Annotated in this window: 23 protein-coding genes; 11 read left to right on the top strand and 12 right to left on the bottom strand. The window is 69.7% G+C overall.

Going from position 1 to position 23,539, the window contains the following annotated elements; all coding sequences use genetic code 11:
• Positions 1 to 10: 10 nt before the first annotated feature.
• From QSK31_RS21470 to QSK31_RS21445, 6 genes are all read right to left on the bottom strand, one after another.
• Positions 11 to 1,126 carry a M23 family metallopeptidase gene (locus QSK31_RS21470; RefSeq protein WP_285686040.1) on the bottom strand — a complete coding sequence of 372 codons (1,116 nt, stop codon included), beginning with the start codon at positions 1,124 to 1,126 and terminating at the stop codon, positions 11 to 13.
• Complete coding sequence (locus QSK31_RS21465) at positions 1,123 to 1,674, bottom strand: hypothetical protein (RefSeq protein ID WP_285686039.1); 552 nt, start codon at positions 1,672 to 1,674, stop codon at positions 1,123 to 1,125. The genes QSK31_RS21470 and QSK31_RS21465 overlap by 4 nt, the downstream gene beginning before the upstream one ends.
• A gap of 6 nt (positions 1,675 to 1,680) precedes the next feature.
• A complete protein-coding gene (locus QSK31_RS21460) occupies positions 1,681 to 3,627 on the bottom strand; it encodes an MFS transporter (RefSeq protein WP_285686038.1) in 1,947 nt (648 codons plus the stop codon).
• 1 nt (position 3,628) lies between these two features.
• Entirely contained in the window at positions 3,629 to 7,432 is a 3,804-nt protein-coding gene (locus QSK31_RS21455) for an ATP-binding protein (protein ID WP_285686037.1), read from the bottom strand.
• 196 nt (positions 7,433 to 7,628) lie between these two features.
• Complete coding sequence (locus tag QSK31_RS21450; RefSeq protein ID WP_285686036.1) at positions 7,629 to 7,991, bottom strand: hypothetical protein; 363 nt, start codon at positions 7,989 to 7,991, stop codon at positions 7,629 to 7,631.
• 2 nt (positions 7,992 to 7,993) lie between these two features.
• Positions 7,994 to 8,287 (bottom strand): hypothetical protein, encoded by a 294-nt coding sequence (locus QSK31_RS21445; protein WP_285686035.1) that lies wholly within the window; start codon positions 8,285 to 8,287, stop codon positions 7,994 to 7,996.
• Positions 8,288 to 8,657: 370 nt separating this feature from the next.
• On the opposite strand from QSK31_RS21445, the gene folP reads away from it, so the two are divergent.
• From folP to QSK31_RS21410, 7 genes are all read left to right on the top strand, one after another.
• Positions 8,658 to 9,482, top strand: a complete 825-nt coding sequence (gene folP, locus QSK31_RS21440) for a dihydropteroate synthase (protein ID WP_285686169.1) — start codon at positions 8,658 to 8,660, stop codon at positions 9,480 to 9,482.
• Positions 9,479 to 9,841: a dihydroneopterin aldolase gene (folB, locus tag QSK31_RS21435; protein WP_285686034.1), complete on the top strand. Its 363-nt coding sequence runs from the start codon at positions 9,479 to 9,481 to the stop codon at positions 9,839 to 9,841. The genes folP and folB overlap by 4 nt, the downstream gene beginning before the upstream one ends.
• The gene (gene folK, locus QSK31_RS21430) at positions 9,838 to 10,368 is read left to right on the top strand and encodes a 2-amino-4-hydroxy-6-hydroxymethyldihydropteridine diphosphokinase (RefSeq protein WP_285686033.1); all 531 of its coding nucleotides are present in this window, start codon (positions 9,838 to 9,840) and stop codon (positions 10,366 to 10,368) included. The genes folB and folK overlap by 4 nt, the downstream gene beginning before the upstream one ends.
• A 35-nt stretch (positions 10,369 to 10,403) precedes the next feature.
• On the top strand, positions 10,404 to 10,877 hold the full coding sequence (locus tag QSK31_RS21425; protein WP_285686168.1) for a DUF3180 domain-containing protein: 474 nt from the start codon (positions 10,404 to 10,406) through the stop codon (positions 10,875 to 10,877).
• 76 nt (positions 10,878 to 10,953) lie between these two features.
• Complete coding sequence (locus QSK31_RS21420; protein ID WP_285686032.1) at positions 10,954 to 12,177, top strand: ABC transporter permease; 1,224 nt, start codon at positions 10,954 to 10,956, stop codon at positions 12,175 to 12,177.
• 185 nt (positions 12,178 to 12,362) lie between these two features.
• The gene (locus tag QSK31_RS21415; protein WP_285686031.1) at positions 12,363 to 12,644 is read left to right on the top strand and encodes a hypothetical protein; all 282 of its coding nucleotides are present in this window, start codon (positions 12,363 to 12,365) and stop codon (positions 12,642 to 12,644) included.
• A gap of 63 nt (positions 12,645 to 12,707) precedes the next feature.
• On the top strand, positions 12,708 to 13,202 hold the full coding sequence (locus tag QSK31_RS21410) for a hypothetical protein (RefSeq protein ID WP_285686030.1): 495 nt from the start codon (positions 12,708 to 12,710) through the stop codon (positions 13,200 to 13,202).
• A 248-nt stretch (positions 13,203 to 13,450) separates the two neighbouring features.
• Here the strand turns inward: QSK31_RS21410 and QSK31_RS21405 are convergent, their stop codons facing one another.
• The 4 genes from QSK31_RS21405 to QSK31_RS21390 all read right to left on the bottom strand — a co-directional run bounded on the left by QSK31_RS21405 (position 13,451) and on the right by QSK31_RS21390 (position 16,814).
• Positions 13,451 to 14,476, bottom strand: a complete 1,026-nt coding sequence (locus QSK31_RS21405; RefSeq protein WP_285686029.1) for an ABC-2 membrane transporter-related protein — start codon at positions 14,474 to 14,476, stop codon at positions 13,451 to 13,453.
• Positions 14,473 to 15,363: an ABC transporter ATP-binding protein gene (locus tag QSK31_RS21400; protein ID WP_285686027.1), complete on the bottom strand. Its 891-nt coding sequence runs from the start codon at positions 15,361 to 15,363 to the stop codon at positions 14,473 to 14,475. Before QSK31_RS21400 ends, QSK31_RS21405 begins: the two co-directional genes overlap by 4 nt.
• Positions 15,360 to 15,749, bottom strand: a complete 390-nt coding sequence (locus QSK31_RS21395; RefSeq protein ID WP_285686026.1) for a GntR family transcriptional regulator — start codon at positions 15,747 to 15,749, stop codon at positions 15,360 to 15,362. Before QSK31_RS21395 ends, QSK31_RS21400 begins: the two co-directional genes overlap by 4 nt.
• 69 nt (positions 15,750 to 15,818) lie before the next feature.
• Complete coding sequence (locus QSK31_RS21390) at positions 15,819 to 16,814, bottom strand: ABC transporter ATP-binding protein (RefSeq protein WP_285686025.1); 996 nt, start codon at positions 16,812 to 16,814, stop codon at positions 15,819 to 15,821.
• Between the two features lie 2 nt (positions 16,815 to 16,816).
• Between QSK31_RS21390 and QSK31_RS21385 the strand changes: the two genes are divergently transcribed.
• The 4 genes from QSK31_RS21385 (at position 16,817) to QSK31_RS21370 (ending at position 21,186) form a co-directional block, all read left to right on the top strand.
• Entirely contained in the window at positions 16,817 to 17,536 is a 720-nt protein-coding gene (locus QSK31_RS21385) for an ABC transporter permease (protein ID WP_285686024.1), read from the top strand.
• On the top strand, positions 17,533 to 18,252 hold the full coding sequence (locus QSK31_RS21380; protein WP_285686023.1) for an ABC transporter permease: 720 nt from the start codon (positions 17,533 to 17,535) through the stop codon (positions 18,250 to 18,252). The genes QSK31_RS21385 and QSK31_RS21380 overlap by 4 nt, the downstream gene beginning before the upstream one ends.
• Positions 18,253 to 18,398: 146 nt before the next feature.
• Positions 18,399 to 19,397: a glycine betaine ABC transporter substrate-binding protein gene (locus QSK31_RS21375; RefSeq protein ID WP_285686022.1), complete on the top strand. Its 999-nt coding sequence runs from the start codon at positions 18,399 to 18,401 to the stop codon at positions 19,395 to 19,397.
• A gap of 94 nt (positions 19,398 to 19,491) precedes the next feature.
• Entirely contained in the window at positions 19,492 to 21,186 is a 1,695-nt protein-coding gene (locus QSK31_RS21370) for a hypothetical protein (RefSeq protein WP_285686020.1), read from the top strand.
• A gap of 2 nt (positions 21,187 to 21,188) precedes the next feature.
• Here QSK31_RS21370 and QSK31_RS21365 read toward each other — a convergent pair whose 3' ends face one another.
• Together QSK31_RS21365 and QSK31_RS21360 are read right to left on the bottom strand one after the other, a co-directional pair.
• A complete protein-coding gene (locus QSK31_RS21365; RefSeq protein WP_285686167.1) occupies positions 21,189 to 22,313 on the bottom strand; it encodes an NADH-quinone oxidoreductase subunit D in 1,125 nt (374 codons plus the stop codon).
• Between the two features lie 14 nt (positions 22,314 to 22,327).
• The gene (locus QSK31_RS21360; protein ID WP_285686019.1) at positions 22,328 to 23,410 is read right to left on the bottom strand and encodes an SAM-dependent methyltransferase; all 1,083 of its coding nucleotides are present in this window, start codon (positions 23,408 to 23,410) and stop codon (positions 22,328 to 22,330) included.
• Positions 23,411 to 23,539 lie beyond the last annotated feature (129 nt).

Here is a 23,539-nt window from a genome sequence, read left to right as displayed (position 1 = left end):
GCACCCCTACTCACTCGTCGCCCCCAAGTGGCGCGCCCTGTTCCCGCATGTAACGGATAGGGTCGATCGCGCCTCTGCTGGTTCGATCGTTGTTCCTGTGCACCTCGAAGTGGAGGTGCGGTCCGGATGAGTTTCCGCTGGTGCCCACTCGCCCGATGATGTCACCTGCCGCCACCTGCTGGCCGACGGTCACGAACGGCTTCTGCACCATGTGGCAGTAGCGCGTCATCACGTCATTGGCGTGAACGATCTCGACCATCCACCCGCAACCGCCCTTGCCCGGGTAGCCATCGACGTCACAACTGCGCCGGCCGCGCCGGTCCTCGTCGCACTTGACCACCGACACCACTCCGCTAGCCACCGCCGCGATCGGCGTGTACCGGCTGACGATCAGGTCGACGCCCTGGTGGGTAGGCCTCTGCGGCGTGCGGAACCCCGACCCGACCGTCGACTTTAGCGGGATACCGTAGCCGGACGCCGCGATCTGTCCGCCGGCCGCGCACATCAGCGCCGTCGAATTACCGATTGCGTGAGCAGCGCCGTCGGCGAGCTCGTTGACGATCATGGTGGCGAGGGCCTCGTGCTTGGCGTAGGCATTCGGGTATGCGCTGCGCTGGACCTTCTGGGCGGCTTTGGTGAGCGAGAGCTTGTCCCAGTTCTTGACGGTTTGCAGCTTCTCGTAGAACTTCCGGCTGGCGTAGACCGGATCCTGAACCTGTTTCGGCGTTCCCCAGCCGGCGCTTGGCCGCTGCTGAAAGAGCCCCAGCGAATCGTGGTCGTTGCGTGCGCCCAGATTCCCATAGTTGTGGAGTGTCGACTCCTGCATAGCCGTTGCAACCGCGATGACCCAGGCGCGCGGCGGCAACTTGAGGTCGGCACCGGTGTTGATGATGATTGCCGCATTCCTGATCTGGTCCGCGCCGTAATTGGAGATAGACGGCATCTTGCCGTTCTCATCGATCGGACCACCTTGCCCGCAGCCCAACGTGGAGAAGGCGTTGGTGTCGTCTTCGGCGCCCAGTCCGCCGATCAGAATCGCGCTGACGCTGCCACCGCAACAGAGGAGAACCAACGTCGCGACCAGGGCGATCAGCAGCCCGAACCGGCTCGGCCGGGGGAATCTCATGGTCCGTTCCAGTCGATGGCACTCACCAGCCAGCGGCCTTCGGGTGCTGTCAGGCGCAGCGTGAGTTGTCCGGAGTCGGTCTCGATGACGGCATCGAGAAGGTTCTCGCCGATCGGTACCAGCTTTGGTTGCCCGTTGACACGATCTGCCGGTACGTCCTCCGGATCAGTGCCCGCGAGATCGTTAGCGAGTTCCTCGGTTGCGTTCGGCCTCAGACGATCGCGCCAGGTCTTTGCCGAGACGCTCCGATGATCGACCCAGGCGCCGGCGAAGGCATATGCGACCGCCTCGGGCTGGGCGGTACCAGGACTGGTTTTGGGCTGTGGAGGCGGTTCGGGTGAGATGACGCTGTCCTCGTCATCAAGGTTAACGCTGAGCGTGGGCCTCGGTGATCCCGCCCCCACCGGAGTGCGGTCGGGCTCAGACCCATCGGAGAAGACGCGACCGATCCCCACAACAGCGAGCACGATGATCGCGAGTACCAACGCGACACCCCACCGAGATCGGAACAATCCCGTCAGACCACGTTCCAGCATGCGCGGAGCCATCGATTATCACTTCGCCTCTGTGCGCACCCGCGGCTCGGAAGGTTCGCGTGTTGTGGTCTGTGTCTCCGGTCGATAGATCGAGAACGAGGCCGGTCGTTCGGCGACATCGGGTTCCGACCAAATGGCGGGCCGTCGCGTCCGCGCGGGGTCGGCTGGAGTGCGCGGCGTCGAGGTGGGCGCCTCATCAGGCGTCCGCTCGACGGCCTCCTCCGGCCGCGAATCGGGCTTGGCTGAGCCTTTCCTCGAGGCGGGAAGCGGCGACGACTTTCGATCGGGCTGAGTGCTCGACGGATCTTCGGTCCTTGATTCCGGTCGCAGGGAGGACCAGCGGCTTCCGCCGCCCAGCGGATCGACGCTGATCGTGCTGCTCTTCCCGTCCTCGTTGGTCAACAGGACGTCTCTGCCCCGTCGGCTGACAAGGTTTTCGAAGAAGCGGGAAAGCTGCCTCGTGTTGTTCTTGCCGCCGAGTTGAGTAATGCGCGTATAGGGGCGCAACAACACCCAGCCGACAACGCCGCAGAGGAAGACCAAGACCACCTGCAGCCATCCGGCGAGACTGGCAGTATTCATGATCAGATCGACAGCGAATAGATAGATTGCCGAGCCTGTGCCGAAGATCGCAATGTTGAACACCGCGGCGACAACGGCGTTGCCCAACCGCTTGATCCCGGCACTTGCCGGCCGGAGCATGCCCACCGTGCCGAGAATCGGCGCCGCGATTACCGCCCACCGGAAAATCAAAAAGCCGAGCAGGACTAGCAGTGAGGCGGTCAGATCGAACAGCGCAAACATGATGGCCGCGAGCATCGCGATGAACCCAGCGCCTACGCGGTCCATTCCGTTGACGCCCTTGAGGTACTCGTACGCCTCCGGGTCCTCGCCTTTGATCTGTTCGGCGACCGCCCTCCACTGGTCCTTCTTGCCGTTGCGAACAGCGTCGCGGGTGCTGGGATTATCGCGAATCCGCTGCGCTTCTTCCCAAGTGAAAGAGCGCGCGTCATAAAGCGCGCGACCATACTTCTTCGCAGTATCGCTATCGGCGGATCCAAGAATTCCTCGCAACCAGTTCCGATAGAGCATCGTGTCGGTCGCGGTATCGCTGGCCCGGACAGCCGGCGGTCGATGATCATCGCATGCGCCAGGATTCGGGTCATCGCACTGGCTCGGGGGGAGGGTCTGCGCACGTGGTCCTACAGCATCGTGGACCACGCCAAGAGTCGAAATGAGGCCTTGATCGGCGAAGTTGGCCGATCGGACCGGCCAGGCGGCGAGAGCCGTCACTGCGACCATCACCAAAATCGCCCAGCCCGCAGTTGTAGTCGCCGCACCCATCTCTGCTTGGCGGGATCGCCATATCAGGTACAAGCCGACGATTGCCAGCGTGATGACACCAAAAACGCTGAATACCTTCTCGTAGACCGCCTTTGTGGCTTCCTCCACAAGCGGATCCGCCCAGCTCCACATGGTGCGCGGATCCCAAGACCGCTCTCGCAGCGCATTTGATGCGCCGATAACGGCCGTGGCGATCATAAACTCGCCGTTCGCAACTGTGGTCTCGAATTTGTATTCGGGGTCTATGAGTGTTGAGGCGCAGCCATTGTCGAGGTCGTAAGTAGTAAAACTGTACCCCGCATAGCCGTACTCGCTGTAGATGCCTTGAGGTCCAGCCTTACCCGCTGAGCTGGGGCGTTCCGCGAACCAGCCCGCCAAACCCGAATCCGGGGTGCTCGGTTCGGGTGAATAAAGGCATCTAGCTTGCCCTTCTCCGACCTTGGCCAGCCGCTTCACGCAGCCGTCCATGTCGTTCCGCCACTCTTCGAGGCTGCAGGCGCCCGGGGCGCGTTCGAAGACCGGTGTTGCGCTGGCGGGGGGCGGCGCCGCTACCGCCCATGCGATCGACGCTACCGCTGTTACCAGCAAGGTCAGCAACGTCGCCAGGGCCCGCCGCATCATCTCAGCCCTCCAGGTCGGACATGCTGGGAATGGTGGTCACCGGGGCCGCCTGTGCCGCCGGCGTCGTGTCCAGGTGCTCGAGGAGGCCGTCGACGTAGGAGACGTCGACTCTCACCTTTTGCACCCGGCCGTCCACGTCCCGCATCACGAACTCGCGGAAGCCGAGTCGATGGGATGAGGACGTGTCCACCTGGGACAGCGAGGCTAGCGTGGATTCGTACCCGTCGTGAACCGGCACCCGCAGCAACCGGAGCGCCTCGCTGGCGATCTCCTGGTCTTCCGCGATGCGGCCGACGAAGACCGTCGACACCAGGTTCTGTACGTCCAGGCCGAGGATGTCGCGGGGGTTCTGCGAGGCGATCAGGGCCGCCAGGTTCCACTTGCGGGAGTCGCGGGCGAGGCGGACCAGGAAGGACCGTCCCGAGCGCCAGCCCTCCATGAAGTGGGCCTCGTCCAGGCCGACCATCTTGCGGGCCGACATCGAACCGCCGTAGGAACGGCGGACCGCCAGGCGGTGCGCGGTGTGCAGCATCGGCAGGGCCAGGGACTCCTCCGCCGACCAGTATTCGCGTTCGATTTTCAGGTCGGGCAGGCGCAGGCCGGCCATGGTGATCACGGTGAGGGTCGAGTCGGCGCCGAGCAGGTGTTTCGGCGGGGAGCCGAAGAACAGCAGGGCCAGCGGCATCTCGGCGGTGTCGAGGAGCAGGTTGGCGAGTTCCTTGCCGTCGTCGTCGAGGCCCTGGAGGGTACGCACCACGTCGTCCAGCGTGGAGGTTTCCTCAGCCGGCACCTTCCGGACTGCGTGCCGCAGCAGCGTCGCCGTGGACGCCTCCTTGGCCACCTGCGGCGGGACCAGCATCGAGCAGATGTCCTGCACCAGCATGCGGCGCTCGGCTCGGGCGTTGGACACCGCGATCTCGTATTCCCGGTCGCCGCCGGGGCCGGCCGGGAACTCGGTGCGGATCGGGGTCGGGATCAGCGCGTACGGCGCCAGCGTGCCCTGCTCCGAGCCGGTCAGGTTGAGCACCCGGGAGTACGGCTTGAGTTCCGGCATCTGGCACAGCCGGGCGAGCGGGCCGGACGGGTCGAGCAGCGTGACCTGCACACCCCGCCGCGCGTTCAGGTAGCCCAGGGCGCCCATCAGCGTCGACTTGCCACCGCCGGGCTCCGCCACGAAGACGCCCAGCCCGGAACGCTCGCGCACCTCCATCGGGAAGTGCAGGTCGAGGAAGACCGGCCGCCGACAGGTGCCCGCGGTGCGCCCGATCAGGTCGCCGCGCCGGTCGCCGACGGTCGAGGCGGCCTGGGGCAGCGCCGCGGCCAGCAGCTTCACCGGCATCCGGCGCACGTAGCCGGTGTTGGCGATCGGCTCGCCGGGGATGAACTCGCGCGCCAGCTGGTCCTGGTTCTTCGGGTGCTGCAGGGAGATCCGCAGCTCCCTCGAATACAGCTGGATGAGGCGGCGCGCTCTTTCCAGACATTCTTCACGCGTACGCCCACCGACCGCGATCCGGTGCCAGCCGTGCGCCCGCGCCGATTCGACCGGTAGTCCCGTGGTCATCTCGTCGCCGATCACCAGCGCCCGTTTGGCCAGCCGTTCCAGCTCGGGCGGCGCGTCGATGCCGTGCTCGGCGTAGTCGAGCTGCTGCGAGCGGATCATCCGCAGCCGATGTTCGAGGTTCTTGAACGAGCTGCCTGAGCCCAGGATGTCGATCCGTGACGACAGTTCCATCGGCCACGGCAGACGCTCGTGGAAGTGCATCCACGGCTCGTGTTTCTCGGGGATCTCCAGCGGCTCCATCCGGCCGACAGACAGCACTGCGACGTGCCGTTCCTCGCCGGTCATCCGGTTCACCAGTTTGACCGTCGAGCCGTACGGCGTGCGGTACCGCTCCACCTGCTCGGTCAGCGCCAGCAGGTCGCCGGAGTCCCACTGCCCGCTGGTCACCGGCGACAGCGGCCCGGGCGGCGCCATGCACAGCGCGACCGACCGGAAGAGCAGCCATTCCAGCTCCTGCGGGGTGACCCGGCGGCCCCGCATGCCGAACGCGTTCAGCACCTCGTCGAACTGCTCGACGGTCCGGCCCAGCTTGCGCCGCTCGCCGTCGGAGGTGCCCTTGCCGAACATCCGCAGGATGCGCTCGGAGAACGTGTCGCCGAGCGAGCGCCGCGCGAACGTCACACCCAGGTAGGTCTGCCCTTCGGCGTGGTTCACCGAGAGCAGGTGCCGCTGGGCGGCGACCAGGTGGTCCGACCAGGAGGTCGCCCCACTTACGTCGGGGAGCGGGCGGACGGTCAGGGAGTCGACGGTACGGGCCCACTCGTCCGCCGGGAACGGCCTGGTGGTGCGGCGCAGGTGCAGCCGGAAGCCGGCCAGGCCCGCGTACTGTTCGGAGATCGCGGAGAGCAGCGCCTCCCGTTCGGCGTCGGGGCGGAACGCCCAGCGCACCTCGGGCAGCCAGTACCAGGCCGTCACCGTGGACTGGGTGAAGGTCAGGTGGCCGGCGATCTCGCTGATCTCCAGCTCGATCGAGGGGTCGCGGTCGCTGAACTTGATCTTGCCAGGCTTGACGGTCGCCGGCTTCAGATCGCTCTTGCGTACGGCGGGAAGGTTGTCCGGCTCGTCACGCTTCCGCCGGCGCTTGGCGGGCGCTTTGGTCTGCGGACGCGCGGGTGCCCGTTCCGGCATGGTGGCCGGCAGGTCTCGGGGTTCTGGCTCGGCGAGCGCTCGGCCGGAACGAATCGGCTGGATGTCGCGCTCCGGAGCCCGTGGCACCGGGGTGACGCCGGGGTGCCCGCCGTTGGCGCTGTGTGACCGGTCCGGCGTGGCGACGGTCTGCCACAGCGGCGGCGTCGAGACGGGCGGGGCGGAAACCGGCCGCGCCGCCGAGACAGGTGGTGCCGAGGCGGGTGGGACCGAGGCCGGCGCGGCCGAGACGGGCCGTGAGCCTGGCGGAGTGGAGACCGGCCGCGGAGCCGAAAGCGGCGCGGCCGATGGGGGTGTGGCGGAGACCGGCCGGTCGGGCGCGCCGAGGACCTCGTCAGGCCAGTCCTCCAGCCCGGCGTCGAAGTCGTCCACCGGCGGAGCTTGGTGGGGAGGCGTAGCCGGCGTGGCCTGGGCGGGCCGCACGTCGTGGACCGGCTGTGCGGCCGGCGAACCGTATTCCCGCAGAGGCCCGTCCTGGGAGGCGCGCGGCGCGTCGTCGTCCCGCGCGGCGGGCTGCTCAACAGTCGTGGCGGTGCCGAGATCCGAAGGAGCCCGGTCGCGATCCGGCGGCGCCACGTTGTGACCCGAAGGCGCCTGGCCGAGATCAACAGGCACCCGATGGAGATCAAGACCCCGGTCGCGATCGTGCGAATCGCGGACGTGGTCGAGTGGCCGATCGAATCCGACCGGCGGCCGGTCGGGCGCACGCGGCGCCGGGTCAGGACCGACAGCGGCCAGACCAGGATCAGGATCGGCGGCGGCCCGACCAAGACCGGGATCAGGATCGGGGAAGGCGGCGGCCCGGTCGGAGTCAGGAGCCGGGTCGGTGTCGAGGACGAAGGTGTCGGGATCCAGGACGGACAGCGCCGGCGCTCCCGCGGGCGTCCGCTCCTCGAATTCGAACCCGAAATCGAAGTCGTCATCGTCGCCCGGCGGGTCCTGCTGCTCGCCCTCCGAAGCCGGTGCGGCCGGCGCGGACGCGGGCGCCCCGCCGAAGAGATCGAGGAACGGCGAGTCGATGTCCAGTGAGTTGTCGTCCAGTCCCGCGCTCCCGTTCGCACGGGGCCGCACGGGCTGCGGCGCCTGGAACACGCCCACGGCACCATGCCCCGGGCTCGTCACCAACTCGGTGTCGGGAGAGTTGAACTCAGCAGAAGCATCGTCTGTGTAATCATTCGAACGCACACCGTTACTTTGCCTGGCCGACTGGGGGGATCCGCCTCGGGGACGTCCCGGCGGAGGGGATGTGGTCATGAAGCGGCCCCGCTCGGGTGTGCGACAGGACTGTGGATCGTCATATCAGCTCCTCCCGAATGCGGATGCGAGAGGCGACGAGACGAGGGTCGCGCCGCTCGGTGGCAGGTTCGCGGGTGCGCTTCCAGTCGGTGAGCGCGGTCCGGATGACCACACGTGCGGGCCGGTCGGGGTCGACGTGCCGGAACACGTACGACGTGCTGACCATGGCCAGGGCGATCTCCCAGGCGGGGAAGGGGTCGATCTCGAACGAGATCAGATAGTGCACGAACATGAAAAGCGGCACGAGAAGGACGAACATCCCATACTGCGCGTACGGCAGGTGCATGGGCAGCGTGTATCCCGGCGGCCCGAGGTAGACGAGTCGCGCCCGATAGATGTCGTCATCCGTACGTAGGCGCATGACTAGCTGAAGATCAAATCGATCAGGTAGTCGCCCAGGAAGAACAGCGTCGCGGCGCCGGCGATGAAGGCGAGGCCGACGATGGCGATCGCCGAGCTGGTGAGAACCTTCGAGATCTCACCGCGACTGGCCCGGCCGATGAAGATGACGCCCAGCACGGCGAGGAGAATCGGCGCGATGTTGCCCGCGAAGAAGGAGACGACACCCTCGGTGTTGATGCCCTTGGGTTCGGGGGCCGCGAGCACGGCCTGCTGGAGCACCGTCGCTGCCTGAGCGGCGAGTTCGGTGGCGATCATCGGTTAAACCTCCCGGGTGACCGACCAGAAAGATCGATCACTGCAGTTGTGAAGCCTGACGGCAACCCCATATGGTGCTACTTCTGGCTCTCCCACGTCCAGTGAGCCGTAAGGGCGACCTGTCCTGCGCTAGCCCATCTGCTTCCTTCGGTCCTTCAAATGATGCCTGTCCGAAGCGTACGGGCCGCCCCTCTTACCTACAAGCTGCCTGATTCGTTACCCAAGGTAAAGGCGTGACTGAACCTGAGTGACGGGACGGATGAGCCGCCCGCAACCTGCGCGATGGTACACACGTTCGAAGATCCACAGTGACTAAGTTGGGACTGTGCCGATCGGCGACGAATTGCTCCATCTTGATCACCCGGTGGTGATGGGGGTCCTCAACGTCACCCCGGACAGCTTCAGCGACGGCGGTCTCTACGCCGACCCCGATGCCGCCGTGGCGCACGGCGTGGCGATGCGGGACGAGGGCGCGGACATCGTGGACGTCGGCGGGGAGTCCACCCGGCCCGGCGCCGAGCGGGTCGACACGCGTACCGAAACAGACCGGGTCGTCCCGGTGATCGCCGCGCTCACCGCCGCCGGCGTCCCGACCAGCATCGACACCACCCGGGCCGACGTCGCCGCGGCCGCGCTGGACGCCGGTGCGGCGCTGGTCAACGACGTCTCCGGCGGCCTGGCCGACCCCGGCATGACGCCGCTGGTGGCGAGCGCCGGCTGCCCGTACGTCGTCATGCACTGGCGTGGGCACTCCCGGGAGATGAACGCCCTGGCCCGCTACCACGACGTGGTCGCCGAGGTGGCCGCGGAGCTGGCCGGACGGGTCGAGGCCGCGCGCGCGGCCGGGGTCGCCGCCGAGCGGATCATCCTCGACCCGGGACTGGGCTTCGCCAAGAACGCCGAGCACAACTGGGCGCTGACCCGCCGGCTGGACGTGCTGGTCGGTACCGGTCAGCCGGTGCTCTTCGGGGCCAGTCGCAAGTCCTACCTGGGCCGTCTGCTGGCCGCGCCGGACGGCACGCCGCGGCCGGTCGCCGGACGCGCCGACGCCACGCTCGCGACCAGCGTGCTGGCGGTGGCCGCCGGGGTGTGGGGAGTGCGCGTCCACGAGGTGCGCGCGACCAAGGACGCGATCGAGGTGTGGAGCGCGTCCGGCGCTCCGAGGTTGGCACAACCATCCGGGGGTACGCCGTGAGCGATCGGATCCGGCTGACGGGACTACGCGTCCATGGCCGCCACGGCGTCTACGACTTCGAACGCGCCGACGGTCAGGACTTCGTGATCGACGCCGAGCTGGAGCTGGACCTCGCCCCCGCCGCGGCCACCGACGACGTCACCCGCACCGTGCACTACGGCGAACTGGCCGGCCGCCTCGCCGCGATCGTCGCGGGTGAACCGGTCGACCTGATCGAGACACTGGCCGACCGGCTGGCCGCCGCATGCCTGACCGACGAGCGTGTCGCCGCGGCCACCGTCACCGTCCACAAGCCGCAGGCGCCGATCCCGCACGAGTTCGCCGACGTCGCCGTGGTCCTGCGCCGGGAACGTCCGTGAGCAGGGCCGTCCTCTCGCTGGGCAGCAACCTGGGCGACCGCATCGGCTACCTGCGCCGGGCCGTCGACCTGCTCGGCGACCGGGTACTCCTGGCCTCCGGGGTGTACGAGACGCCGCCCTGGGAGAACGACAGCGCTCAGCCCCCGTACCTCAACGGGGTCCTGCTCTGTCTGGACCCGGAGGCCGAACCGGCCGACTGGCTCGCGCTCGCCCGGGCCTGCGAGACCGACGCGGGCCGGGTGCGCGACCCGGAACACCGCTTCGCGCCGCGCACGCTGGACGTCGACGTGATCGAGGTGCACACCGCCGACGATCAGCCCGTGGTCAGCGCCGACGCCGAGCTGACCCTGCCGCACCCGCGCGCCCACCTGCGGGCCTTCGTGCTCAAACCGTGGCTGGACATCCAGCCGTACGCGCGGCTCACCGGGCACGGCTGGGTGACCGACCTGCTCAACCAGCCGGGGCTCGCCGCCGACGCCGCCGCGATGACCCCCCGGCCCGACCTCCTACTACAGTCGGACGCGTGAGCAACAACCCGAGCGGTCCGCGCGCCGACCCGTCGATGCGCCCGACCAGCATCTCGGCGCTGGTGGTCGCGGCCCTGGTCGCGGCGGCGGTCGGCTGGCTGCTGCTCAGCTTCTTCTACAACGAGTGGCCGGCCCCGCCCTGGCTGCCGGTCATCGTGATCGCCGCGCTGGCCGCCGCCGAGGGCATCCTCGCGCAGAACACCGCCGCCCGCGTCCAGCGCAAACGCGGCGCGCTCCCGGTGGAGCCGCTGGCCGTGGCGCGGTACGCCGTACTCGCCAAGGCCTCCTCGCTGGCCGGCGCCCTCTACGGCGGGTACTGCTCGGGCCTGCTGCTGTTCTTCGCGCTGGACATGTCCCGCGAGTTCTCCAACGACGCCCTGCCGGCCACCGCCGCCGGGGTGGCCGCGGCGCTCGCCCTGATCGGTGCCGCCCTCTGGCTGGAGCGCTCCTGCCGGGTGCCAGACCAGGACGACCCGGACGACCTGGACAAAGATTCCAAGCTGAACTGACCCGGCGCCTTGGTCTTGAACTCCGCTGGTGGTTACATCCGTATCCTCAGTAAGGGGCAGGGGCCGGAGGCAGAAGATGGCGTACGACGAGCAGGTCAGTGATCCGGCGGCGTACCGAGCGGGATACGCCGCGCACGACTTCCGGAGCAGGCACGGGCTCGATCCCGACCAGGACGGCGGATCCGCCCAGCCGCTGCGCCTGATCTCGAGCGAGGACACCGGCCGCGACCGGCTCGGCATCCACATCGGCTGGGAGATCGTGCTGCTGCTCGCCGTCGCGGCGATCGGCTTCCTGCTCTACCGCCTCGAACCGGACGCGCTGCGCCGTCCCGCACTGGACACCCTGCTCATCTGGGGCGCGGCGATCGGACTGCTCGCCCTCGGCGCCGGGCTGTCGCTGCGCGCCGGCGTACCCAACCTCGCGATCGGCCCGATCGCCGTCGCCGCCTCCCTGCAGTACGCCGAGAACGGCGACAAGGGCCTGCTCCAGGCGGCCGTCCCCGCGCTGATCATCGCCGCGATCGCCGGCCTGCTGGTCGCCATCCTGGTGGTCAGCCTGCACGTCCCCGGCTGGGTGGCCACCCTGGCGGCCGCGTTCGGCGTGGTCGTCTTCAACCAGCTGCGCGCCGGCCCGGTCAACGTCCAAGGCGACTTCGACCCCTCCGACCAGGCGTTCTTCCTCTTCGGCGGCTTCGCGCTGCTGGCCGTGCTGGGCGGCGCCACGGGCACCGTCGCGCCACTGCGGCGCTTCATCGGCAAGCTGCGCCCGATCGGCGACCCGGCCCGCCGCCGCGGCGCCGGCGTCACCGTACCCGTGGTCGCCGCCCTGGTCTTCTCCTCGCTGTTCGCGGTCGTGGCCGGCGTCCTGCTCGCCACCGTGCAGCCCGGCCGGCCGGTCACGCCGGCGCCTGGCTTCGAGTGGACCGGCATCGCGATCGGCGTCGCCATGCTGGCCGGGACCAGCGCGTTCGGCCGGCGCGGCGGCATCTTCGGCACGCTGCTCGCGACCGCCGCGCTCACCCTCTTCCTGGACTACGCCGACCGCCGCGACTTCGACATCGCGCTCTACGCGATCGCCGCCGCGGTGCTCGCCGCCGGCCTGGTGGTCACCCGCCTGATCGAGACGTACGGCCGCCCGCAGCCCCTCGGCGGCTCCGACGACGACTGGCAGATGACCGCCGCGAGCTCCGCGGGCACCTGGCACCCGGATCAGCCGGAGACCTGGTCCCAGCCCCCCGCCCAGCCTCAAGCCAGGACGGATCGCTGGGACGACGGTCCCTGGGGTGGAGGCAGAGCTTAATTGCTTCGCTTCGCTCCGCGGGGCGATCGGCCCCCTGATGCCGTTGAGATGGCCCGCGGTTTTCTGACGCCCGCAAAGAGCGACGGGCGTCAGAAAACCGCGAGCCATCTCAACGACGGGCCGATCGCGGGACGGAGTCACGCCACCTCGAACGTTGGGACGGGGTGCCGCCTAGACTGGGTGGCATGACGTCTGCGAGCTTTGCTGAGCTGGATGCGCTGGAGACGGAGCAGTTGCGTGAGCGCGCCTTCGCCAAGGCGCGGGAGCAGCGTGATGTGAGCTTCTTCTGGTCGGTGTTCAAGCACCTGCCCGACTCGGACGAGGCCTCCGCGCTGGACGGCGCGCCCAACTCGGTCGGCCCCACCATCGACGAGGCGGTCGCCCTCTGGCGCGAGCTGACCGGCCACCACTACGGCGAACAGGAACCTCTGCTGCGCGCGGCGTTCATCGACTATTTGCAGAGGTAGATCCCGTTCCGGGCATTTATGCCCGTCGTTTGAAGCTGTACGCCACCTGGGAAATAGCGGCGCATGGCTCTCGGTAACAAGTACAAGTCCGCACCAGGGGCAGGCACCTTCGCCGCGCTCATCCTGGTGCTCGTCTTCGGCAGCCCGTGGTATCGGGACTGGGCCGCGGACAACACGAACCCGGCCACGGCCCTCGGCTGGTGGCTCCGGCTGCTCGGCTGGCCGGCCTGGTACATCGACTCGGGCGACTCCCTGCGCGAAATCCTCGTGCAGGACCTCCGAGCGATCCTGGTGGTCGTCCTGACCGCGCTCTTCCTTTTCCTGCTGCCCGGTTCACAACTCGCCCGGGCCCGCGGCACCATCAGCCAGTTCTTCGCCGGCTGGGGTGCGTACATCTTCTCCTGCGGCTTCGCCGCCCTGCTCACCACACTGTTCCTGGCCAACCCGACGCTGCTCCGAGCGTTCGAGTCGGCCTCGTCCGGCGCCAGCTACGGCATTTTCGTCGGCTGGCTGATCGGACTGGCAACACTCGGCGGACGCCGAGGCACGCGCAGCTAGTCCCCTCCAGTGCAGCTAGTCCCCTCCAGTGCGGCGTGCCGTTGCCCGTCCCCCGCGGCACGCCCATGGCCGGGCGGTCCCCGCTCCAGGGAACCGCCCGGCTCGGGGTTGTCCACAGCGCCCAAGTGCCTGTGGACAGCAACCGAATAGTCTTCCCGACCGGCTAACGTCGACGGCCCACCCAGTGACGGGGTGGGGGAGGGGGCGGGTCGTCGGTCAGCGCGACCCACCCACCACCGGGGAGGGTGTCAGCTCAGGCGGCGTCGGACCCACCAGAAGGTCAGCGCCGCCAGCAGCGCCGAGACCACCAGGATCAGTGCCGTCTCGATCCACTGCAGTGGCCAGAAGCGGCTCGCCGGCTGGAACTTCGCGTCCTGGTGCAGGTTTTGGGACAGGACCCACTCCTCGCACCTCCTCGGGCCGCCGGCGTCGCGGCCGCAGAACGCCGGGTCGTACGGTCCGGTGAAGGTGGAGCCGTCGGCCTTGACCGCCCGGTTCGACAGGACCCAGGCGCCCGGCTCCGCCAGCCGGGGTATGACGTGGAGGCTGCCGTCCCCGCTCATCATGAGCTCCTCGAAGCCGCCGTCGAGGCCGGTCTGGGCGACGAGCGCCCCGGTGTAGTGCTTCGGCGGGATCAGGTTCGGGCGGACCAGCGTCGGCATCACCACCTGGACCGTGGCGATCAGGATCAGCGTCACCGCCATGGCCGGCACGGTGCGACGCAGCACGGTTCCGATCAGCACGCCCAGGACGAAGGCCAGCGCCGCGTACGCGATGGGCACGATCCCGCGCGCGCCGAACACCTCGGCGATCAGCCGGTTGTCGTTGGCCCGGTCGAACGGGACGGAGAACCAGGTCACGGCCAGGCTGAGCAGCCCGGCGGCGAGCATCGCGGCGCCCGCGCCGGCCAGCAGCTTGACGGCCAGCCAGCGGCTCCGGGTGATGCCCTGGCTCCACACCAGCCGGAAGGTGCCGGACTCCAGCTCGCGGGCGACCATCGGTGCGCCCCAGAAGATCCCGATGATCGCCGGGATCAGGTAGATCGCCGCGAAGCCGGCCCAGAAGAGCGGCTTGGCCGCGAGGTCGTCGGCACGAAGGAGGAAGTCCCGCACCTGCTCCTGCGTGCAATCCGTGGTGCACGACGCCAGGCCGGTGGACCGGTACAGGTCCATCAGGGCGGGGCGGGCCACCACTAGCGCGACCACGACCAGCGCCACCATCCCGGTCACCAGCCCCACGGGTGTGCGGAACTGACGCCACGTCAACCAGGTCATCGGTGCCCCTCCAATACCCGGGCCGGGGCGATCCGGCCGGCCTCGGTCATGTACGCCAGGACCAGGTCCTCCATGCTGAGCTGCTCCACCGTCCACCACGGATCCTCGATCGGGGCGGAGCTCCGCACGATCATCGTGCTCTGCTTACCGGTGTGGCTCTGGTAGACGACCTCGTGTCCGGACGGCAGGCTCGACGCCTCCCGCCGGGCGCCGGTCACCCGGTGGTGCTGGGCGAGCAGTTCCTCGACGTCGCCGGCCAGCCGGATCCGCGAGTCGACGAGCACGACCAGGTAGTCGCAGGTGCGCTCCAGGTCGGCGATCAGGTGCGAGGAGAGTACGAGCGACGTGCCGTGCTCGGCGGTGTGCTCCATCAGTCCTTGCAGGAACTCGCGGCGGGCCAGCGGGTCCAGGGCGGCCACCGGCTCGTCGAGCAGCAGCAGTTCGGGCCGCTTGGCGACGGCCAGGGTCAGCGCGAGCTGGGACCGCTGACCGCCGGAGAGCTTGCCGGCCCGCTGCGCCGGGTCCAGCCCGAGTTGCTCGATGCGCTCCCGGGCCAGGGCGTCGTCCCAGCCGCGGTTCAGGGCGCGGCCGAGGCGCAGGTGCTCGGCGATCGACAGATGCGCGTACGTCGGGGTGTCCTGCGCGACGAAACCGATCCGCGCGGTGTGCTCCGGCCCGTTGCCCGGCCGCTCGCCGAGCACCTCGATCGAGCCGGTGGTCGGCCGGAGCAGCCCGCAGGCCAGCTGGAGCAGGGTGGATTTGCCGGCGCCGTTCGGGCCGACCAGGCCGACGATCCGGCCGGTCGGGACGGTCAGCGTGCAGTCGTTCAGCGCGGTCTTGCGGCCGTAGTTCTTGGTGAGGCCCGTGGTGGCGATCGCATCAGTCATGATCGGGCCTCCGTTTGCGCGCGAAACGCGCTGAGGAACAGGGCCTCGATGCTTTCGTCCTCGAGGCCGGCCTCGCGTGCCCGAGCCAGCCACCGCTCCAGCTCGGCGCGCAGCGGGGCGTGGGCGGCCAGGGTCTTGTCGCTGAGCGTCCGGGCGACGAAGGTGCCGACGCCGGTGCGCAGCTTGACCAGGCCTTCGAATTCCAGCTCGCGGTAGGCCTTCAGCACCGTGTTCGGATTGATGGCGATCTTGCCGACCACCTCTTTGACCGTGGGCAGCTGGTCGCCCTCGGTGAGCAGGCCGAGGCGCATGGCGCGCCGGACCTGATGGATGAGCTGCATGTACGGCGCGACGCCGGACCGGGCGTCCAGATGGAATTCGATCACGGACAGCCTCCATTCAACTAAGGTGCTATGACACTAGCATCCTAGTTCAATGTGGAAGCTGAGAGTTGCCTAGGCGTTCGGCGCCTCGAAGATCGCCGAGCGGGAGATCGTGCCCACCGGCCTGTCGTCCTCGAGCGCGACCACGTTCAGGGCGTCGGCGGTGAGCATCGCGGCCAGGGCGTCGTAGAGGGTGCCGTCGGCCCCCACCGTGGGCAGCCGGTCGACGTTCTCCGCCTGGCCCAGCGGGCGCAGGGAGGCACGCAGCGGCGTCACGGTCAGCCGCCGGATACCCCGGTCGGCGCCCACGAAGTCGCGGACCTGCGCGGAGTTCGGCTTGCTCAGCAGCTCGGGCGGCGCGGCGTACTGCAGCAACTGGCCACCCTCGCCGAGCACCGCGATCCGGTCGCCGAGGCGTACGGCCTCATCGATGTCGTGGGTGACCAGCACGATGGTCTTGCGAACCGCGGCCTGGAGCCGCAGGAACTCCTCCTGGAGCCGGCCGCGCACGATCGGGTCCACCGCCGAGAACGGCTCGTCCATCAGCAGCACCAGCGGGTCCGCGGCGAGCGCCCGGGCCACCCCGACGCGCTGGCGCTGGCCGCCGGACAGTTCGTTCGGGTAGCGGCCGCCGTACCGGCCCGGGTCCAGGCCGACCAGGTCCAGCAGCTCGTCGGCGCGCTCGTTGGTCCGCTTCTTGGGCCAGCCGAGCAGCCGGGGGACGGTGCCGACGTTGGCGCGGATGCTCTGGTGCGGGAAGAGGCCGACGTTCTGGATGACGTAGCCGATCCGCCGGCGCAGCTTCACCGGGTCCTGGTCGGTGACGTCCTCGCCGTCGATCAGGATCCGGCCCTTGGACGGCTCGATCAACCGGTTGATCATCCGGAGCACGGTCGATTTGCCGGACCCGGACGGACCGATCAGCACGACCAGCTCACCGGCCGGTACGTCGAGGCTGATGTCGCCGACCGCCACCGTCCCGTCGGGATAGACCTTGCCCACGTTCTCCAGCGTGATCGACGCCGCGCTCCGGCCAGCGCCGGAGTCGTTGATCGCGGTAGCGTCCACGTATGTCCTTCCTGTCGTGGGGCCTCGCGGCGTCCCCGCTGGCCGCGCCCGCCGATGACGGGCCGGGAAACCCGTGGTTCTCCTGGCGCTACATCCACGACAACGCCGACGCGATTCTGGAGGCCCTGCGCTTCCACGCCGGGCTCACCGCACAGACCGTGCTCATCGCGCTGGTCGTCGCCGTGCCGCTCGCGGTCGTCGCCTACTGGATACGCCCGCTGACCGGCCCGATTCTTGCACTGTCCGGCATTCTCTACACGATTCCGTCGCTGGCGTTGCTGGCAATGCTCGCCCCGCTCCTGGGCGCCACGAACGTCGCGTCGGTGCTGATCGCGCTCGTCCTCTACGCCCTGCTGGTGCTGGTGCGTAACTCGCTGGCCGGGCTGACCGGCGTTCCGGACGAGGTCAGAGACGCTGCCGCGGGCATGGGGTACGGACGGTTCGGACGCCTGTTGCGGATCGAGCTGCCCCTGGCCCTGCCCGGCATCATCACCGGCCTCCGGCTGGCGACGGTGTCCACGGTCGCGCTGGTCACGGTCGGTTCGATCATCGGGCAGGGCGGGCTGGGCGACCTGATCCTCAGCGGCTTCCGGAACAACTTCTACAAGGCGCAGATCCTCACCGGCGCTCTCCTCTGCGTGGCCTTGGCGCTGGTGCTCGACCTGGTGCTGGCCGGGATCGGCCGGTTGCTCACGCCGTGGACCCGGGGGCGGACGTCATGAACTTCTTCGAACAGGGCTTCGTCTGGCTGAACGACCCGCTGAACTGGACCAACCCCGGCGGCATGCTGGACCGGCTCGTCGAGCATCTGACCATCAGCGCGCTGGCCGTGCTGCTCGGCTGCCTGGTCGGCTGGCCCATCGGCATCTGGCTGGGTCACCGCGGGCGGGGTGGCGGCGCGGTGATCACCGTCGCCAACCTCACCCTGGCCATCCCCACGCTGGCGTTGCTCACCATCCTGCCGCTGACCCCGCTCGGGTTCGGGCAGCCGCCGGTGGTGGTCGCGTTGGCCGTCTTCGCGGTGCCGCCGCTGCTCGCCAACGCGTACACCGGCCTGCGGCAGATCGACCCGGAGACCCGGGAGGCGGCCAAAGGCATGGGCCTGTCCGGCGGGCAGATGCTGCGCCAGGTGGAGCTGCCGCTCAGCGTGCCGTACCTGGCGGCCGGGCTGCGGACCGCCGCGGTGCAGGTGGTGGCCACGGCGGCGCTGGCCGCGTTCGTCAACGGCGGCGGCCTGGGCGAGATCATCAGCGCCGGGTTCGGCATCGGGATGAGCCAGGGCGGCGGCGGGCAGATCGTCGCCGGCGGCATCGTGGTGGCGCTCCTCGCGCTGATCGTCGAGGCGCTGCTGGCTCTCCTTCAACGTGCCGTCACCCCGAAACCGCTGCGGGTCCGCCGGCGACGCCGATCCGCGCCCGCCGCGGTACCGGCTGGGTAACGGTCGCCACACCACCTGCGAACTTGTCATACCCAGCAGGTAGGAAGGGCAGTGAAGATTTCACACGGGCATCGGCCCCTACCGACTCGCCCGTCGGACACGCGGCGCGGCCTCAGGGCCGAGCCGGGACACAGAAGGCGGCAGTAATGCGTCGACACCTGCTCATGACGGCCACTTCGTTGACTGCGGCCGTCCTCATCCTTTCCGGCTGCGGCAACGCAGGGTCGTCGGGCACCGAAGCCCCGGCCTCGAGCGCCTCGGGCGCCGGCTGCGCCCCGGCCGCCGGTGACAAGCTCGTCGTGCTCGACGACGACAAGAAACTGCAGAACACCGACAACGTGATTCCGGCGATCAACGCCAAGTCGTCCAGCCCCGAGCTGATCGCGGCCCTCGACAAGGTCTCCGCCGCGCTCGACACCACCAAACTCATCGAGCTCAACAAGGCGGTGGACGTCGACCGCAAGTCGTCCAAGGCGGCGGCGCAGGAGTTCGCGACGGCCAACAACATCGCGGCCGGTCTCACCAAGGGCAAGGGAGGCGCGATCACCGTCGGCGCCGCGAACTTCGCCGAGAACGCGACGCTGGGCGAGCTCTACGCGATCGCGCTGACCGCGGCCGGTTACACCGTCAAGGTGCAGCAGATCGGCAACCGCGAGCTGTACGAGCCGGCGCTGGAGAAGGGCGACATCGACGTCGTCCCGGAGTACGCCGCCACGCTGGCCGGCTTCATCAACGGCAAGGTCAACGGTGAGAAGGCGGCCGACCCGTCCTCGCCCGACCTGGACAAGACCATCGCCGCGCTGACCGAGCTGGGCCAGAAATCGGGCCTCGTGTTCGGCAAGCCGTCCACGGCACAGGACCAGAACGCGTTCGCCGTCACCCAGGCGTTCGCCGACAAGAACGGCGTGAAGACCCTGTCCGACCTCGCCGCCAAGTGCTCGGGCGCGGCCACCGTGCTGGGTGGTCCGCCGGAGTGCCCGCAGCGGCCGAAGTGCCAGGCGGGCCTGGTGGAGACCTACCAGTTCCAGGCCGGCAAGTTCACCTCGCTGGACGCCGGCGGCCCGCTCACCAAGACCGGCCTGAAGCAGGGCACGATCAGCGTGGGCCTGGTGTTCAGCTCGGACGCGGCACTCGCGGCTGGTTGATCTAGCAGCACGACGGGCAGCGCCGGGCCACTTCTCGAGGAAGTCTGGTGCTGCCCGTTTCGTACCCGGATGAGGATGAGTAGCATCGGCCCTCATGTCATCGGACCGGGTTGCTGAAAACGGGCAGAACGCGCGGCTGTTGCGCGCGCTCGTCTGGGGCGGCGTGAGCCTCGCCCCGGTGGCGGCGCTGGTCGTGATGGTGGGCGACAGCCAGGGGCCGATCCGCTTCGCGGTGCTGCTCATCGCGGTCTGCGTGGTGCTGGTCGGCGCCTCGCTGCTGGTGCGCAACGACCCGGTGCTGCTGAAGATGCATGTGGACGACCGGGTGGCCGAGGAGGTCGGCGCGCTCCGCGAGGAGATGCGCTCCGAGATCGCGACGGTCGCCGCCCGGGCCCGCCCGCCCGCGCCGGTGCAGGCCGCGCCGATGCAGCACCCGGCGATGCAGGCCGCGCAGAACCAGCACCCGGCGATGCAGCCCAAGCCGATGTCAGCCAAGCCGATGTCACCCAAGCCCATGCAGCCTCAGCCGATGGCCGCGCCGCCGATGGCCGCACCGGCCGTCGCGCCACCGCCGGGGCGAGAGCCGCTAGCGCCGGGACGAGAGCCGGGACGAGAGCCAGGGCGTGATCCCGGCCAGCGCACCGGCGGCCGTCCCCTGTCGAAGCCAGGCGCGCCGATGGGCGGCGTCGTCGTCGCTGCCGCGCGGGTCGCCTCAGCGCCCGGCTGGCCCGACGTCGACCCGGTGGAAGGGCCCGTCGAGCCTCCCCGACTGCCGCCGCCCCCACCCACCGCCGGCGGTCCGCACGGCAGTTCACACGGCGGCCCGCACGGAGCGGGCGGCCCGCACGGAGCGGGTGTCCGTCCGGTGCACGGTGGACGGCCGTCCGGCGGTGCGGTCGTTCCCGGTCAGCGTGGCGCGGGCCGTGGCGCCGCGTCGGTGCCCCCACCGGCGATGGCCCCGGTCTTCCAGGCACCACCCGAGCAGGCCGCCGCGGCGCAGGGCGGCACCTACGGCGCGGCGCGCCCCACCCGCCCGGGACCGCATCCGCCGCACCCCGGCGGCCGCCCGATCCAGGTCCGCCCGCCACAGTCCGGTCACGTCGTCCTGCCCGGCCGCGTACCGCATGCCGGGGCACGGCCGCCTCAGCAGCGGACGGCGCCGCCGGCGGGCGAGGTCTACGGCGCCGCCGAGGTGGCCGAGGAACTGCACGATTCCGGCGGCCTGCACCGGTCCGGCGACATCTACGACTCCGGCGACCACCGGTCCGGCGACATCTATCAGTCCGGGGACATCTACCGGTCGGGCGACATCTACCAGTCCGGCGACGCCTACCAGCCCGACGACCCCTATCAGTCCAGCGAGGTCTACCAGTCCGGCGAGGTCTACGGCGGCGGTGTCTACGGCGCCCGGACCGGCGTCGAGGAACCCGGCGTTCACGACGAGGGCTTCGACGAACACGGCGGGAAGCGGCGGGCCGACGTCACCGCGGTCGACCTCGGCTACACCGGCCGGCGGGCCAAGCCGGAGGACCCCGTCGCCGGCTACCCAGCCGTGGACGATTACGCGGCATCGGACGATTACGCGGCTGCGGGGGATTACCCGGCTGCGGGCGATTACCCGGCCGCGGTCGACCGCCCGGCCGAGTCCGATGCGAACGCCGAGCCGGACGAGAACGACGACGGCTACTACGGCAACGGCAACTACTGGGAGGCGGGCGGCTTCGGCAACGTCGACTCCGGCTACCCCGGTTGGACCGAGGCCGAGGAGCGCCACGGCAAGAACTGGTGACGCTATTTGTCGATGTCGCCGACGACGAAGAACATCGAGCCCAGGATCGCGATCAGGTCCGGGACGAGGCAGCCCGGGATCAGGGTGGCCAGGGCCTGCACGTTGGCGTACGACGCGGTCCGCAGCTTGAGGCGCCACGGCGTCTTCTCGCCCCGCGACACCAGGTAGTAGCCGTTGATGCCGAGCGGGTTCTCGGTCCAGGCGTACGTGTGACCCTCCGGCGCCTTGACCACCTTGGGCAGGCGCACGTTCACCGGCCCGCTGATCGTGTCCACCCTGGCCAGGCACTGCTCGGCGAGGTCCAGGGACACGTACACCTGGTCGAGCAGCACCTCGAAGCGGGAGTGGCAGTCGCCGGCCGTGCGCGTCACCACGGGCACGTCGAGCTGGTCGTACGCCAGATAGGGCTCGTCCCGCCGCAGGTCGAGGTCCAGACCACTGGCGCGGGCCACCGGACCGGACGCCCCGTAGGCCGCCGCCTGCTCGGCGGTCAGAACGCCGACTCCGACCGTACGCGCGAGAAAGATGTCGTTCTTGCGGATCAGCCGGTCGAGGTCGGGCAGCCGGCGACGGACCTGCCCGATGGCTTCCCGGGCACGCCGCGTCCACCCGGCCGGGACCTCCTCCTTGAGGCCGCCCACCCGGTTGAACATGTAGTGGATGCGCCCGCCGGAGACCTCCTCCATCACCGCCTGGATGGTCTCCCGCTCGCGGAACGCGTAGAACATCGGCGTGATCGCGCCGATCTCCAGCGGGTAGGAGCCCAGGAACATCAGGTGGTTGAGCACCCGGTTGAGCTCGGCCAGCGCCATCCGCAGCCAGACCGCGCGTTCCGGCACCTCGATGCCCATCAGCCGCTCGACGGCCAGCGCCACGCCCAGCTCGTTGGAGAAGGCGGACAGCCAGTCGTGCCGGTTGGCCAGCACGATGATCTGCCGGTAGTCGCGCACCTCGAACAGTTTCTCGGCGCCGCGGTGCATGTACCCGACGATCGGCTCGCACGCGGTGACCCGTTCGCCGTCCAGCGTGAGCTTGAGGCGCAGCACACCGTGCGTGGACGGGTGTTGTGGCCCGATGTTGAGCACCATGTCGGCGGTGTCGAGCCCCGCGCCGGTGCCGACGGTCATCTCCCGCAGATCGCTCACCCGAGCATCGTGCCACGCTCGGCGAGGCCGACCGACTGCAGCAGCCACCAGTGCCCGCCGAGCCCGTCCGGATCGGTCAGCTCGGCCGCGGCGCCGGCACCGCTCAGCGCACGCAGGTAGGCCGCCGGGTCGCTGCTCGCCAGTTCGAGCGGTGGTCGCGCGCCGTCGACCCCGAGAGCTCGCAGGGCCTCCCGCTGGGTGATCAGCGCGTACGGCCACCCGCCCGCGACCGCCACCGCGTCCATGGCGACGTGCGCCGTGACATCGCAGGAGCCGTCGGGCACCGGCGTCACCTGCCGTCCGCCCCGGAATCCGGCCAGCGTGCCCCGCTCCGGCCGCTCGGTCCGGCGATGTCCGTAGTCGACGGCCAGCGCCACGCCGCGCCGCAGCATCCCGACCGCCTCGCTCCAGGCCGCGTCCCGGGGCCAGCCGACCTCAGCCCGTTCGCCCGGGCGCACCGGCCACCACCTGTCGATCCACATCCGATCGGCCGCGTCGACGGGTGGTCCTGGCGTCTCCTCGCCGGTCCGCGGATCGACGAGCACCCGCCGCAGCATGCCGCGATCGTCCCTCTCGGCCACGTCGAGCGGCACGTTGTCCAGCCACTCGGTGGCCAGGACCAGCCCGGCCACGGGTCCGGGCAGGTCGGGCCGCCAGTGCACTCGCGAGTCCAGCCCGCCGGGTCGGGGCGCCTTCTCCACCGCCACGATCCGCAACCGCTCCACCAACGGTTTCGGCACGTCCGATTTGCGGATTTTGTCCCCAGCGGCCACCTCCTCCCCCACCCCGGTCACTGGGTGGGCGGAAAAGTAGCCGCCAGGTGTGACACTTTCCGGCGTCTGTCCACAGGACGCGTCCAGCCCCGCGAGCAGAGCGGTCAGTAGCTCACCCCGGCCGGCCCCGACATCGACCAGATCGAAGACCGCCGGATGCCCGAGCGCCGCATCAACCCGCCCCAGCAGCCGCCCCACCGCCCCCGCGAACAAGGGCGACGCGTGCACGCTGGTCCGGAAATGCCCACCCGGCCCGTCCACCCCCCGGACGAAGAACCCACCGGCCCCGTAGAGGCCGGCTTCCATTGCCGCACGCCACCCGACCCCACTCACCCCGCAACCGTAGGACACCCGCCCCCGGACCCCGTGGAGTTGACCACAAGCGTTGTTTCCGGGCGGTGAATCGAGCGCATACTGACACCCGACCGGTACCCC

Origin of the sequence: Actinoplanes sp. NBRC 103695, from assembly GCF_030269485.1 — a bacterium.
In the GTDB taxonomy this organism is placed as follows: Bacteria; Actinomycetota; Actinomycetes; order Mycobacteriales; family Micromonosporaceae; genus Actinoplanes.
Note: the sequence above shows the minus strand (reverse complement) of the source record. Positions and strands in the feature narration are given on the sequence as shown.

Bases quoted from the DNA above. Each gene is read 5' to 3' on its own strand.
- QSK31_RS21385 (WP_285686024.1), top strand. From the start codon at position 16,817: ATGTCCTTCCTGTCGTGGGGCCTCGCGGCGTCCCCGCTGGCCGCGCCC.
- QSK31_RS21400 (WP_285686027.1), bottom strand. From the start codon at position 15,363: ATGACTGATGCGATCGCCACCACGGGCCTCACCAAGAACTACGGCCGC.
- QSK31_RS21420 (WP_285686032.1), top strand. From the start codon at position 10,954: ATGGCGTACGACGAGCAGGTCAGTGATCCGGCGGCGTACCGAGCGGGA.
- QSK31_RS21445 (WP_285686035.1), bottom strand. From the start codon at position 8,287: ATGATCGCCACCGAACTCGCCGCTCAGGCAGCGACGGTGCTCCAGCAG.
- QSK31_RS21370 (WP_285686020.1), top strand. From the start codon at position 19,492: ATGTCATCGGACCGGGTTGCTGAAAACGGGCAGAACGCGCGGCTGTTG.
- QSK31_RS21470 (WP_285686040.1), bottom strand. From the start codon at position 1,126: ATGAGATTCCCCCGGCCGAGCCGGTTCGGGCTGCTGATCGCCCTGGTC.
- folP (WP_285686169.1), top strand. From the start codon at position 8,658: ATGGGGGTCCTCAACGTCACCCCGGACAGCTTCAGCGACGGCGGTCTC.
- QSK31_RS21380 (WP_285686023.1), top strand. From the start codon at position 17,533: ATGAACTTCTTCGAACAGGGCTTCGTCTGGCTGAACGACCCGCTGAAC.
- QSK31_RS21360 (WP_285686019.1), bottom strand. From the start codon at position 23,410: ATGGAAGCCGGCCTCTACGGGGCCGGTGGGTTCTTCGTCCGGGGGGTG.
- QSK31_RS21415 (WP_285686031.1), top strand. From the start codon at position 12,363: ATGACGTCTGCGAGCTTTGCTGAGCTGGATGCGCTGGAGACGGAGCAG.
- QSK31_RS21375 (WP_285686022.1), top strand. From the start codon at position 18,399: ATGCGTCGACACCTGCTCATGACGGCCACTTCGTTGACTGCGGCCGTC.
- QSK31_RS21365 (WP_285686167.1), bottom strand. From the start codon at position 22,313: ATGACCGTCGGCACCGGCGCGGGGCTCGACACCGCCGACATGGTGCTC.
- QSK31_RS21450 (WP_285686036.1), bottom strand. From the start codon at position 7,991: ATGCGCCTACGTACGGATGACGACATCTATCGGGCGCGACTCGTCTAC.
- QSK31_RS21465 (WP_285686039.1), bottom strand. From the start codon at position 1,674: ATGGCTCCGCGCATGCTGGAACGTGGTCTGACGGGATTGTTCCGATCT.
- QSK31_RS21410 (WP_285686030.1), top strand. From the start codon at position 12,708: ATGGCTCTCGGTAACAAGTACAAGTCCGCACCAGGGGCAGGCACCTTC.
- QSK31_RS21460 (WP_285686038.1), bottom strand. From the start codon at position 3,627: ATGATGCGGCGGGCCCTGGCGACGTTGCTGACCTTGCTGGTAACAGCG.
- QSK31_RS21425 (WP_285686168.1), top strand. From the start codon at position 10,404: ATGCGCCCGACCAGCATCTCGGCGCTGGTGGTCGCGGCCCTGGTCGCG.
- QSK31_RS21405 (WP_285686029.1), bottom strand. From the start codon at position 14,476: ATGACCTGGTTGACGTGGCGTCAGTTCCGCACACCCGTGGGGCTGGTG.